Origin of the sequence: Paracoccus mutanolyticus (assembly GCF_003285265.1) — a bacterium.
In the GTDB taxonomy this organism is placed as follows: Bacteria; Pseudomonadota; Alphaproteobacteria; order Rhodobacterales; family Rhodobacteraceae; genus Paracoccus; species Paracoccus yeei.
Genome location: NZ_CP030239.1, coordinates 642884 through 655126, shown reverse-complemented (window position 1 = coordinate 655126; position 12243 = coordinate 642884). Strand labels below are relative to the sequence as shown.

At 65.6% G+C, this 12243-nt stretch carries 9 protein-coding genes and 7 pseudogenes; 10 read left to right on the top strand and 6 right to left on the bottom strand.

Going from position 1 to position 12243, the window contains the following annotated elements; genetic code table 11:
* Positions 1-47: 47 nt before the first annotated feature.
* The 3 genes and pseudogenes from DPM13_RS03695 (at position 48) to DPM13_RS03685 (ending at position 1130) form a co-directional block, all read left to right on the top strand.
* Positions 48-353, top strand: a complete 306-nt coding sequence (locus DPM13_RS03695) for a hypothetical protein (protein WP_036763195.1) — start codon at positions 48-50, stop codon at positions 351-353.
* Positions 353-757, top strand: a pseudogene (locus DPM13_RS03690) (head-tail connector protein); the annotation flags it as partial. The gene DPM13_RS03695 and the pseudogene DPM13_RS03690, both read left to right, overlap by 1 nt.
* Before the next feature lie 118 nt (positions 758-875).
* Positions 876-1130 (top strand): head-tail adaptor protein, encoded by a 255-nt coding sequence (locus tag DPM13_RS03685; RefSeq protein ID WP_223252320.1) that lies wholly within the window; start codon positions 876-878, stop codon positions 1128-1130.
* 1053 nt (positions 1131-2183) lie between these two features.
* Here DPM13_RS03685 and DPM13_RS03675 read toward each other — a convergent pair.
* A pseudogene (locus DPM13_RS03675) lies at positions 2184-2315 on the bottom strand (homogentisate 1,2-dioxygenase); the annotation flags it as partial.
* Between the two features lie 349 nt (positions 2316-2664).
* On the opposite strand from DPM13_RS03675, the gene DPM13_RS24765 reads away from it, so the two are divergent.
* Positions 2665-2796, top strand: coding sequence for a hypothetical protein (locus DPM13_RS24765; protein WP_262983243.1), 132 nt, complete (start codon positions 2665-2667; stop codon positions 2794-2796).
* A 799-nt stretch (positions 2797-3595) separates the two neighbouring features.
* Here DPM13_RS24765 and DPM13_RS20445 read toward each other — a convergent pair.
* Both DPM13_RS20445 and DPM13_RS22085 read right to left on the bottom strand, forming a co-directional pair.
* On the bottom strand, positions 3596-3805 hold the full coding sequence (locus DPM13_RS20445; protein WP_189654984.1) for a hypothetical protein: 210 nt from the start codon (positions 3803-3805) through the stop codon (positions 3596-3598).
* Positions 3806-4034: 229 nt separating this feature from the next.
* Positions 4035-4178 (bottom strand): annotated as a pseudogene (locus DPM13_RS22085) (NAD(P)/FAD-dependent oxidoreductase); the annotation flags it as partial.
* Between the two features lie 545 nt (positions 4179-4723).
* Between DPM13_RS22085 and DPM13_RS19610 the strand changes: the two are divergent.
* The 4 genes from DPM13_RS19610 to DPM13_RS22080 all read left to right on the top strand — a co-directional run bounded on the left by DPM13_RS19610 (position 4724) and on the right by DPM13_RS22080 (position 8216).
* Positions 4724-5065 (top strand): hypothetical protein, encoded by a 342-nt coding sequence (locus tag DPM13_RS19610; protein WP_145963305.1) that lies wholly within the window; start codon positions 4724-4726, stop codon positions 5063-5065.
* Positions 5066-6571: 1506 nt separating this feature from the next.
* The gene (locus tag DPM13_RS03655) at positions 6572-6871 is read left to right on the top strand and encodes a hypothetical protein (protein WP_112887477.1); all 300 of its coding nucleotides are present in this window, start codon (positions 6572-6574) and stop codon (positions 6869-6871) included.
* Between the two features lie 342 nt (positions 6872-7213).
* Positions 7214-7405 carry a hypothetical protein gene (locus DPM13_RS20440; RefSeq protein WP_189654983.1) on the top strand — a complete coding sequence of 64 codons (192 nt, stop codon included), beginning with the start codon at positions 7214-7216 and terminating at the stop codon, positions 7403-7405.
* A gap of 106 nt (positions 7406-7511) precedes the next feature.
* Positions 7512-8216, top strand: coding sequence for a 4Fe-4S dicluster domain-containing protein (locus DPM13_RS22080; RefSeq protein ID WP_223252514.1), 705 nt, complete (start codon positions 7512-7514; stop codon positions 8214-8216).
* Between the two features lie 986 nt (positions 8217-9202).
* Here the strand turns inward: DPM13_RS22080 and DPM13_RS26555 are convergent.
* On the bottom strand, positions 9203-9550 hold the full coding sequence (locus tag DPM13_RS26555) for a ParA family protein (RefSeq protein WP_397245585.1): 348 nt from the start codon (positions 9548-9550) through the stop codon (positions 9203-9205).
* Positions 9551-9599: 49 nt separating this feature from the next.
* Here DPM13_RS26555 and DPM13_RS03635 point away from each other — a divergent pair.
* Positions 9600-9689: pseudogene (locus DPM13_RS03635) on the top strand (protocatechuate 3,4-dioxygenase subunit alpha); the annotation flags it as partial.
* Between the two features lie 32 nt (positions 9690-9721).
* Here the strand turns inward: DPM13_RS03635 and DPM13_RS03630 are convergent.
* Together DPM13_RS03630 and istA are read right to left on the bottom strand one after the other, a co-directional pair.
* Positions 9722-9859 (bottom strand): annotated as a pseudogene (locus DPM13_RS03630) (ATP-binding protein); the annotation flags it as partial.
* 471 nt (positions 9860-10330) lie between these two features.
* A pseudogene (gene istA, locus DPM13_RS03620) lies at positions 10331-11558 on the bottom strand (IS21 family transposase); the annotation flags it as partial.
* A 376-nt stretch (positions 11559-11934) separates the two neighbouring features.
* Between istA and DPM13_RS26550 the strand changes: the two are divergent.
* Positions 11935-12103, top strand: a pseudogene (locus DPM13_RS26550) (transposase); the annotation flags it as partial.
* Positions 12104-12243 lie beyond the last annotated feature (140 nt).

Below are 12243 nucleotides of genomic sequence, written 5' to 3'. Positions count from 1 at the left end.
GCCCGGCGTTTGCGCCGGGCTCCACCCTTGTCCGAATGGAGGCCAACATGGCTGTGAAGAAGAACGAAGCTGCGTCGAAAGCCGATGCGACCGTGATCGAGAACGATACCCACGGCGTCGCCGATCCAGCACCTGCGGTGGGGCTGGAGGAAGCGTCCGGCGCGATCATCGAACCCGGGGTCACGGATGCGGTTGATGTGAGCCACGAGAGCGTCGACGCCAATCCGCGCGAAGGCACCTCGGCCGTGCAGAACGCCATCGACTGGAACGACCCCAAGCGAGTGCGTCCCGATGAGGCCGACTTCATCGGCCAGGGCGTCGATCGCGCCGTCTACGGCAAGGGCAACGAGTGATGCGGCTGGTTCTCGTCACCCCGCCTGTCGCCCAGCCGATCACGCTCATGGAGGCCAAGGCACAGGCGCGCGTCACGCATGATGACGAGGACCTGCTGATCCAGCACTATATCGATGCCGCCACCGCCTGGCTTGACGGCCCGGCCGGGATCCTCGGCCGCTGCCTCGTCACCCAGACCTGGCGCGCGGAACTCGCCACCGTCGGTCCGGCGATGCGATTGCCGTTTCCCGACAGCCTTGTCGACGGTGCTGTGTTCATCGACGAAGAAGGAGGCGAGCTGATCCATGAGCTCGTCCTGCAGGATCAGCGTCCGCTGCTGCGGTCGACGACAGGGTACGGCCGCCCGGCGGCAATCACCTTCAGGGCCGGATATGGCGCCCCTGCCGATGTGCCGGCCGCCATCCGCCAGGCCATGCTGCTGCTGGTCACTGGATGGTACAAGCATCGGCGGTCACGGGCACAGTCACGGCCTTGCCCTTCGCCATCGAGGCGCTGCTGGCGCCGTATCGCAGGGTCCGGCTGTGAGCGTGGTCGCGGGGCAGCTCGATCGGCGCGTCACATTCCAGCAGGCAATCCAGGTCGTCGATCCCGACGGCATGCTGATCCAGGGGTGGGTAGACCGGTTCACCCTCTGGTGCCACGTCCGCTACCTGCGCGGCTCGGAGACGGTCATGCAGGCGCGGCTGGTCTCCAAGGCACCGGTAATCCTCACGGTGCGGACAAGCGCCGAGTCCCGAACCATCACCTCGGAATGGCGCGCGGTGATTGAGTACTGAACCGCCCCGGGTTTACCGGAGAGTTTGTGGTTCACTGATTAGGCTGCTTTTTCGGCAGCATTCAAGGTTTCGTGGAAAGCCTCCTCAGCTTCGTTCGGCGTGGATAACCGATGGCGTATGGGCGACTTCGCAAGCTCATGTCGTGCCGGCGTGGCAAAGGTCGGCTTGTCGTTCCTGGGTTCAGATGCTTCTTGATGTATGCGCGTCCGGCCGGTCGCCGCCGCGCGTGTCATGGATGGGAAATTGGTTCGACGTCGAACGTCAGGTCTGGCGGACCTGCTACGTGGGGATGCTCATTTTGCTGCGCGCTAAATGAACGTCCGCTTCGGGGAAGCTGCCATGCGGCACAGCCATCGATCGGTGCCTGGTGCCTGGGCGTCGGCTGGTCCCGAGATCATGGCCGCGCCAGGATCGGCCGTGCCGCAGCCATGACGCTCTGCCTCCGGCACGCCCCACAAGGCGTCCCCCGCCTGAGCGTCGATTCCGGGGGTTCCGGCCGGGCTGCGCTTTGGCTAGGCTGGCCGCAACCAAGAACACAGAAGGGTGAGTCCCGCATATGAACTGGATGCCATCGCCGGGGATTGGGCGGCACCAGTTTCGTCGGCGGCATCGGCTCGATCTGGGGAACGCTCGTGGGCGCGCTCATCATCGCGGTGCTGTCGAACGGGCTGATCCTGATCGGGGTCAGCGACATCTGGCAATATATCGTCAAGGAAACCCAGCGGCATCCCCAAGGACAGAAGCACCATCTGCCCATCTCCAAGCCCAGCAGACGGTCCGTCGGTCCATCAGCGCAGCCTCCGCTTGCGGTAAACGATCACGATGGCCAGCGCCGGCAGAACCGAGATCAGGCCCAGGCCCAAGGCGCAGGCGACCAGAACACGGCAGCAGCAGCGCATAGAGGCCCAGCCACGCCCCGGCCCGGTCCAGCATCCGCCACGGCAGCGGATCGCCGATGGGCGCATCGGCGCGTGGTGACAAGGCGCGGCGGAACGGCATCAGGATCAGCACGAAGGCCGCGGGCAGGACGTTGTGGCATAGCCGCCTGCCGGATTTCTGGGGCGAGTTCTGGCCCTGGGGCAGGGCGCCCGACAGGGCCTCGGTCTCGAAGTCGTTGCCGAAACCGGGCATGTAGCCCTCGGCGGTGCCTGTGGCGGTCGCGGCGATCCGGTCAGCGCCTTCGATTCGGAAGAGCGCGCGTCGGATGATGCGATGGGGCTTTGCCGGCAGCGCAGCAACACGCCGTGAAGCGCGGCACCGCAGGATGCATAGGCGCGGCGTCCTGGACCAGCCGCTCGGCCTCGGCGCGATGGCCCGCTGGCGGCGACGCGCCACCGCTCGCGGCTTCGTGTCGCACGCAAGCTGGCGCGAGCCGGCCGAGTACCCAGATCGACCACCGCCACCGGCACCTCGCGCAGCAGTTCGGGCCGGTAACGATAGGGATAGATCAGCGCATGGACGCCGCGACCACCTTCGCATGGCCCGACAGGCCACCGTGGGGCAGGATAGGGATACCCTCAAGGAGCTCGGAAGGATGGCGCAGGATCGCCTTGCGCGTCTCCCTGAGAAGAACCCCGAGGCGTTCGCGGACATGATCGCAGACATGGACCCCAAGGAGCGGGCCGCGCTGCACCAGAACCCGGACAACAAGGCATCGCCAGAATGAAAGGCAGGCCAGACGGACAGATCCACGCGGGTCGCGCGCAGGCGACTGCGTCGATGCGCAACTGGATATCCAAGATGCCGGCGTCGGCGCGGACCACGCCTGCGCTAGGGGCGGCATCGCCTCGCGCAGGAAGGACATGCCCATGTAAAAGCCGTCGAACAGAGAACATGCGACAAGCTGAAAGCGCGGGTTCGGACAATCGCGCGTCAGAATAGGACATTGGACACGCACCGCAACCCTTTAGCATGAACATGGCCCAACCGGAGATCAGCCTCTGCCAGCCGCGAAGTCTTCATCACCTGTGCCGCCCGTCAGCGCGACTCAGAGATGCCGAGGAACCGCCGGCAACCTGGACGTTGTACGTGCCGGCGCCCAGCATTGCGGGTAATTAAACCCGCCGCCAGCCATGTCGGGATGCGGGATGTGGCGGCCCGGGTCAAAGCCCGCATAGCCATAGCTAGCAGCGGGGCAAGATGGCAAGAATCGCCGCATCAGCGCCGCCAACACCGCTGTCGCCGCCGATGGCGCGGCCTTCTGCCTGCTGGTCTCGGACGCCCTCGCCCGCCGCCTGGGCCTGCAAGGGGCCCGCATCCTCGGCGCGGCCGCCTGGGGCTCCCCGAAGCGGCGGTGACGGATCGCGGGCGCCGCGGGCGACGACCGTCCCGGCGCTCAGTGCGGTTGTCGCAGAAGATCACCGCCTCGGGCCCGGCTCCGCGCAGCGCGTCGCGCTGACCGGCGGGCGCGAGCAGCGCGCCGCGCGCATGGCCCGACAGGATCAGCGGGCGCCCTCGGGCCGCTGTCAGCGCGGGCGGACACCTCGACGTCGGGGTGGCGCCAGCATTCGCACAGCGCCGCAGAGGCTGGCGCGGTCCAGATCGACCGCGGCGCGGCAGGTCGGGGCAAGCCGGGAGCGGCCGCCCGCCCAGAACATGGACCGCCAGCCCAGCAGGGGCAGCAGCACCAGTCCCAGCAGCGCCGTCGCGACCGCGCCGCCGTGATAGCCCGGCATCGCCGGGACGAGACCGCCCGCCCTCTGCCTGCGCCGGCCGGATCAGGGCGACATGCCGAGGCGGAGCCCCGGAACCGGCGTGGCGGGGGCGGCGCGGCCTCGAAGCTGCGCAGGTCGAAGTCGCCGTCGCGCGGGTCGCCCGCCAGCTGGCGAAATCGCCCTGCGCTTGCTCACGATCACCGCGCATCGGCCTCCGCTTCTCAGCGCCGGCACCGCACGCCCAGGATGTGTCGCGCACATACCAGGCCTGAGCGTCGAACATGTTGAAGGTGAACCACTGGTCCTGCATGCCCAGGTAGAACATCCTGGGATTGTGGACATAGACCACCCCCTTGTAGAGATCGGCCGTCGCCAGCCGGTTCGCCGTCTTCAGGCACGAGATTGGCCTCGGCCGGCCCAATCGCGGCGCCGGACTGATCGACTTGGGCCGCGGCCACGGCGAGCTCGTCGGGGCTGGCGCCAGGACACGGGCCAGGTCACGACCCGGCGCGTGGTGTTCGTGGCCGCGGCGCTCAGCGTCTCTCGGTCACGCCGCGACGGACGCCCCGCTGTTCCAGCGCCCGATCGCGGGTCGCGGCTTCCGCGCCATTGCAGGTCGGCCTCGGCCGCGGCCAATTCGGCCTCGCGGGCGCGGATGATTTCGGGCCTGGTGGGCCGAGGCGGTCTCATTGCGCTGCGCCACCACCAGGTCGCGGCCTGGGCGGCGCCCAGGTTTGTGGTCACGTCGCGCGCTTCCCAGCCGACCAGCAGCGGTCGGTGTTTCGGATTGCCTCGGCCAGTTTCATCGGGCCCAGTTCGACCCGCGCCCGGGCACGCGGGCGCTGGCATCGACCCGTGGCGCCTCGGCCTCCCCCTGCACCAGCATGGCGACGGGGCGGGTGGCGTACCATACCAACCCCGCGACAAGGCCGCACCGCTATGCAAAAATTCGGCGACCGCCCCCTAACCGGTGAAGAGGTTCGCTGGGGCCTGGAACACCTGACCCTGACGACCGAGCGGCTTCGGGAGTTAGGACTGGAAGGCTTGATGGCCGAGATCGCAATCACCTGCGCGCGAGGATCACGACGGGAGCGGGGCAAAGGTGCCGGCTCTGCCGCCCTGCGGCCGGAGAGGCGCCTTGTCCCTGCTGAAGGCGCGTCCGTCGTCGGCCAGCCCTTGCCTCGCGCCGGCAGGTCAGCGGTCGGACGGGCGCATATCGCGGAAGCGCAAGAACAGGAAATCTTGAAAGTCCGCGCCATTGAAGTCAGTTCAGGACCGTGACGCGGCTCGATATGATCTTTCCGATGGGTGTCGCGTTAGGCGGCCAACGGTGAAGGTCTGCCCTTGATCTCGCAAGCCGATCGGCAGCGGACGCAAACGGAGGCGCAATTGATATTGATTATGCCAGGTGGTCGCCGGATCTGGAAGATCACGCCAAGCCGACGGTGGCCGGCTGACCGACGAGCGCCCCGCGGAAGGGCGCGGCCAACCCGGCGGTTTTCGGGCGCCCCCGCCACGCGATTGGGACGCCCATGCAAAAAGCACGGTTTCTTGAAGGGCTGGCTTGAGGTGTCCATGACGACCTGCCCGCTCATCTGCGTCAGGGCATCTTTGCCGAACCCGCCACCTCATGACGTCATCGCCCGCCTGCCATCGGCGCCCGGAGACATCCACAGCGACGAGGTCCCCGCCCCGTGGCTTTGCGATCAAGATCCTGGACGCGGGCGGCGCCTCCGGAAGTGGAGCCGGCTTTCGGAACCAGGAATTCCTGATGGTCGAACTTTCAACGTTGCCTCGCTTTCGGGCGGTGGTAATCGCGACGATGCGTGGTTGGATAAGAATGAAGGCGACCTCCTCGCGCAGGGTGAAGCCGCGCCCGCTCAGATGCAGGTGCGGCCGCTGGCCGACATATTGCACCGCCGCCGGCATGGGCTAGCGCGCGCAACGGCTACCCCGAGGAAACCTATCACACCTTTTCCTACAGCCCGCTTTTGGACGACGCGGACAAGCCTGCCGGCTTGCTGTCCGCGGTGTCGCGCGACGACGGGCAGGATTACCAAGGCGTGGATTCTCGCACCATGCGCGACCTGGTTGGCTCTTCTCGCGAACAGGGCGCCGACGACGTGCTTCGCGACCAGCTTGGTGACCTCGAAAGGATGCCCATCGAGAAGGGCCGTGCATGGGACCGAGGATTGCGCCGAGGCCTATCAGTTCACGCGCGAGGCGCAGGACGCCTTTGCCCGCGCGGCGCGTCTATGGCGACGACGTGCGCACGTCAACCCTGGCACTGCGTCGGGCGCGAGCGGTTGATTCGCTCAACCGCATCCGGCGGGCCGCCTACGGGCATGACGGGGCGTCGCGCGAAGTCAACGCTGGGCGAGCGCCATGAGCCGGCAACGCTCGACGAATCCCCGACTGACGACCGCGCCCGGTGCTGCGAGCCTGAAGGAGCCGTTCATGGCCCTGAATTAGACAAAATTGACGCCGACAGGCGGGGGAGAGTCATGGAGTTCATCAGCACGCTTCAAGTCGGGGGCGCGGCCTTGCGTATCGAAGCGGGTTGGCCGACACCTGCGCGATATCGAGGGGTCAGCGGCTATTCGAGCTACTGGCCAGGATCGCGCTCGAGCCATGCATCCGCCGCCACATCGCGGGACTGAAGGGCACTCCAACGCACCCCGGGCGGGCCGGGCGAACGGCGCTTCGTCAACCTGGTCTATCAGCCGATCCTGGAGCCAGGCGGGTCCGGGTCACGGGGATCTTCGATCCGTGACGAAGGCAGCTTCGATGGGGCGCAGCGCGACTCGGCAAAAGGATATGGCGCGACGACTCGGCGACAATGAACAGGAGGCCGCTCGGCTCAGCGAGCTGGCGCCTTCCGGATGGGTGCTTGCCTTCAACTACACCCCGTTCGGGCCCGAACTGATGGACAGCACATTTCCCCAAAGCTGGCAGCAGGTCTACGGCACGGGATCGATCTTCATGCACGACCCGGGTGCTCACCTGGCACCAGCACACCCGACGGCTGGTTCGTCAGCCAACCCGCAGGTGACGTCTGGATCTGCGCCTGACCTCGGCCCGACGTGACAGGCACTGCTTCGGTCAAGGTGACATGCCTTCGGTCAAGTCCTACTTCGGCTCACGCGGAGAATTTGAATGGGCAATCGACAAGATGTCCCCGGAGGGGTGATCATTTCCGCATCAACCAGGTTGTGACGCCGCCGTTCTCCGCGAAATGGTCAAGCTGCAGCTTGACGCATCAGGGCCTGATCCTGCGGTCGCCGCGCCGGATCCTTCGTCGTGGATCCCGACCGATCGGACAACGCGCTGCCTGTGGTGGCCAGCAGCGGGCCGCTGCCTAGCATGTGATGCGCGGCGATCCTGGAACCCGAAATCGATGTGGGCGGGGCGCAAGGGGCCGCCCGGCTCATGATGCAGGCGCTCGGCCTGCCCGAGGAGTCGCTGTCGAGCCATTCGGCAATGACGCTTTCGGGCCAAGCAATGCCGCGCGGGCCGAGATGCTGCGCGACTTCGGCGAGAACGACCGAGACGGCGGGCTTCTACAACACCGTCGGCTTCAACGACGACACCCGCGCCTTCGCTCGATTCGGCGCGCCATGACGTGGCGCGGCGGGTGGACTGCGCCTTTCTCGCCACGCTGGTCGCCACCCGGCTGGCGCGGACGAGGCTGCCCAGAATCCCTACGGCCTCCGTGAGGCCATCACCTATGCCCTTTCATCGCGGGCAGGGCGTGGACCCACTGCCGGGCGACGGCCCGGCCATGGCCGGGGCGATGTTCATCGACCGCCGCGCGGCGCTGGACGCCTCGCAGAAGGCCGCCGCCGCCGGGCTGGGGCCGCGGGTCCATGCCGACCTGGCTCATCGCGGGGTCGAGATCAACGACTTCCTGCCCGACCACCGCCCCTCGACCCACAGCGACTTTGCCTGCCGCGACAAGCGGCGGCGCGGCGCATCGGCGCCCACCCGAACAGTCGCCCGCTACGCCGCCGCAGCCTTGGCGCGCAGACTGCATCAACCCCAAGGATTTCCCGCAGCCGATCCATCAGGCGGCGTCTGCCCATCTTCGCATATCGACGACCGGTCCCGTCGGAGCCGCGTTCGACGATCCTGCGGCTGGCACTCCGGCCAACTCGGCCCGGATGCATTCACCTCGCCCGGGATGAAGGAAACCATGGATCTGTGCGTTTCCTGCAAGGGCTGCAAGCGCGACTGCCCCACCGGCGTCGACATGGCGCGGATGAAGATCGAGTTCCTGCATCACTATCACGACAGGCACGGCCTGCCCTTGCGCGAGCAGCTGATCGCGCATCTGCCCCGATACGCGCGCTATGCCAGCCTGGCCGCGCCCTTGCTAAACCTGCGGGACCGTATCCCGCTGATCGCGCGAAGATATGCATGTTCGTGCCCTTGATCTCGGCACGTGGAATGGATCGCGAAAGGGAGTGGGCCGAGCCCTGGAGCGCTCCAGGGCCAACCGCAATCTCACCGCCCTGCTTCAGGCGCCGGATGGTCTGGGTCTTCTGCTCTCGGGTCAGGATATTCCGCGCCACGTTCCGCCTTCCGCAACCCGCTTTCCGCCAAACCGAGAGGCGGTTTGTAAACATTTAGTATTTCCTGCCATAGGGGGCCGGCACCTCGACTGATCATGGTGGAAGTTTCGGCGATGCGAATTCCAGACGCTTCATCACCCCTCGACACTATATCAGCGATCCCGTCCGGACGTGGCGGCCGCTGTCAAGAATGCGGGTCTCGTGCGTGAGGCTCGCGTTAGCACTTAGGCAGGACTCCGCCTGCGCTAACGGCCGGGATCGAAGCCGATCATTTCTGCGGTCTCGTCCTGATTACACCTTCTATGACCTGGCCGATACGTTCGCACAATATCTCCCGGACTCGACGCTCAAATAGCCAAAATCATTCTCGCCCACGACGACGCGGTCGACCATGGCTATTAAGCATCTCTGTCGCGATAGACCGCTTGTTTCTGCAAGGTCATCGGCACTGATGTCGTGGGGATAATGTTCGGGAGGTCGGCATATCGCCTCTTTCTGTTGTCCGTTGATCAAGGCAGGTCTGATAGTTCGCTAGTTTCATAGCCACGATCGTGTTCTGGCGGTGTGAGGGCGGCTCTGAGCGGCGAAAAGAAGGTTCGGCTGTTGCCGGCCCTGAGGCGAGTGTGGTTTTGCCTGCGCCGAACGGTCCATCGATCCATATAATCATTGTTTCTATCGCTCCGCAGCGCTGCCAGCGCCTGTGAAACCAGACTCCGTGAATAAAACGTCGAACTGTTGTTCAGGTCGGACATCCTTAAAGTAGAAGTCCTCCGCGGTCCTGTTACTGGCGCTCCCAGGCACCCATCTCACCTTCGCGGGCGAGAAGCCTACCTGCCGGACAGGTTCGTCAACCTTCGAGCGCACCGCCAGCAACACAGGGCGCAGCAGCCACCACGGGAATAACAGAACCCGCACCCTTATCCCCGATTCGCCCCTGGTTCGCGGCGACCCTTTGCAGCGCGCTTTCGGCCGCGATGCCCGCCAGCTGGTCGCCCGACCGCTCGGGCGAGGCGGCCGCCATGACCGCCTTCAGATCCGCAAAGCGAAAGCTCTCGCCCCGGGCAGACGCGCGGTAGGCCATCACAAGGACCTCAGCTGCGACACAGACCCGGTAGCCTCGCAGGGCAAAATATTGCGCCAGGTGGACCACAAGCGTCGATTTGCCGACACCACCCTTGAAGTTCTGAACCGCCATGACAAGCGGCCGCCGCCAAGTCGTTCTTCGAAAACCGCAAGGAGGGCCTGTGATGCAGAAGCTGGACTATCTCAAGGAAACGCCCTCGCAGACGGCGGGCCCCTATGTCCACATCGGGCTGACCCCGAACGCGCTCGGCAACCCCGGCATCTATCGAACCTGCCCCGTGCCCCGGGCACCATTGCGGATGACCGCGCGCGCGATCGCCACGGAGATATGGGTCTTGCCGGTCCCCGTGCCGCCAACCAGCACGACATTGCGCTGTTGGCTGAGGAACTCCCCGCTGGCCAGATCGCGCACCAGCGTCTCGCCCAGATCGAGCAGCAGTATCAGCAGACGGTCGATCTGGTCCAGCAGCGGGCCAGGCAGGCGGCAGGGCCTCGGGTGCCGCGACCGGGGCCATCCTGGCCTTTGTCGCGGCGGCCACAGATGACAACGATTTGGCGGGGTTCATGCGGCGGCGCACGCCACCGCCATGATTCGACGATGCCGCCACCGATGATGGCGACATCACATTCTGACATGCCCGATTGCATCCTCACCTTGCCGGATAGTGCCGCGGGCGCAGTCCGCGCTGGAACCAGTTGACCAAGCTGATGCTGTCATAGACCGGCATCTGCAACCGCTCGCTGCCTGCGGGACAGACTATTTTGGATCACATCGGCTGCTTGTCCGCTTCTTGCGAGAGGGCTTGCGGGATATTGCGGGTTTGCGCACACGTTTGGTGTGGCTTGCGGTGTGTACTTTCTAACTGGGTTCGGCCTGCAACTGTGTGATTGCTGAGGAACCCTGCAGCTTGCGGCGGATCTGTTCGAGAGCTCCGGGAAGAACCCAGTCTTTGAACGGGGCACCGTTACGCAGAGCCCCGGGTTTGCGAAGAAGAACAGGCACATAGTGCCAAGGATTGTAAACTGTTCGGTCTCGGCCGAAGTGGCGCGGGTGGTCTCCGACCAATCGACCCTCCTGCCGGATCTCGATCCGTTCCGCATAGGCCCTGACCCGCCCCCCCCCGACACATACCGTTTTCCCCACCCCCCCGCGCTTCCTTGCTCTGCCCGCCCGCCGCGGGGCGTACGGTCTCTATGGCGGCCCGCGCCGCCACGACGCCATAGGCGCCGTCGAAGCGCCCGCCCTTGGGGACAAGGTGCGGGCGCTCTTTCTGAAAGACCTCCCAGACAGTCTTGTCCGTCAGCTCGGGATGTTTGCTGCTTCTGGCCGAGGCGATGCACTTATCCAGAAGCCAAGCGTTCAGTTCCTCGTAGCTCTTGACCCTGACCCGGGGCGAGAAGAACCGTTGGCGGACCGTGCCGACCTGGCTCTCCACCTGACCTTTCTCCCAACCCGAAGCCGGGGTGCAGGCGATGGGATCGACCAGATAATGGCTGGCCATCTGCAGGAATCGACGATTGTAGAGGCGCTCCTTGCCAACGAAGATGGTCTCCACCGCTGTCTTCATGTTGTCGTAAATCCCGCGAGTGCAGGTGCCCTTGAAGAAGGCGAAAGCCCGATCATGGGCGTCGAACACCATCTCCTGCGTCTCGCGTGGATAGGCCCGCACGAAGAACATCCGGCTGTGGCACAGGCGAACATGGGCCACCTTGATCGTGGTGGTCGCCCCATCAATGAGGACAACCTCGTGGCTCCAGTCGAACTGGTAGGCTTCACCGGGGGCAAAACTCAGCGGCACGAAGGCGGACGAGGCACCGGAGCTTTGAGTGCGCGCCCGGACCGAGGCATAGCGGCGGACCGCATCATATCCGCCTTCATAACCGAGGCCGCGCAGTTCCTCGTAGATCTGGATCAGCGTCAGGCGTTCCCGGCTGGCCCGCGCGGCATTGATCTCAAGCAACCGGTTAAGTTCCTCCAGCCAGGCACCCAGCTTCGGGCGTGGCTGCACGGTCCGGGTATAGGTGAACTCCGTAATCCCGGTGCGGATCACCTTCCGCACCACCTTCTTCGACAGCTTCAGATCGCGGCAGATCGATTTGATCCCCTGCCGGCAGAAAATCTCGGCGTGAAAACCATGACGCCATCGGTAACCTCCCTGAAAGAAGGCCAAAATGTAGCGAGGTTGAAGCTCAACTGCAACAAATCTGCGTCAGACCCCCTTTTGGACGCCGGTCAACAGGCATCCACGCCATCAACAGAGTCCGAGCAGGAACGCAGGCCGCGGCCATGGCGCACGGCTGGCAAGGTGCGCCATGGTCGCCGGCCGGGCCTCGGTACATTCGGTCGCAGATCGGGAGCCGGGCTCAGGGCGGGGATGGCGGCCCGGTGCCTCGTCTTCACACCCAGGGGATCGACAGTGGCGTCGGGCTGGCCGCCGTGCCGACCGGGTCGTTTCCCAGGGAGCGGACCTCGACAAGGCGGCAGGTTGGTCCATGGGGCAAGGCCTGTCCCGTCTGGACGCGATCAGGCGGATCGGCGTCGTCGAACAGACCTATTACCGTTGGCGGAAGCAATACGGTGGGATGGGTGTGGATCAACTCAAGGAACTGAAGCGTCTCCAGCATCCCGAAGCGCGCCGGACGTGCTGTATCGGATCTGCGTCTGCCGCTGGTGAAGCCAATATCTCGGGGACCGGCAATGCCGAGATCCGCGACGGCGTGACGCTGATGATCCAGCAAGCCTTCGACGGCTTTATCCGCGACATGCTGCCCACCCAGGTGCGCGCCATCGTCAACGACCGCTGG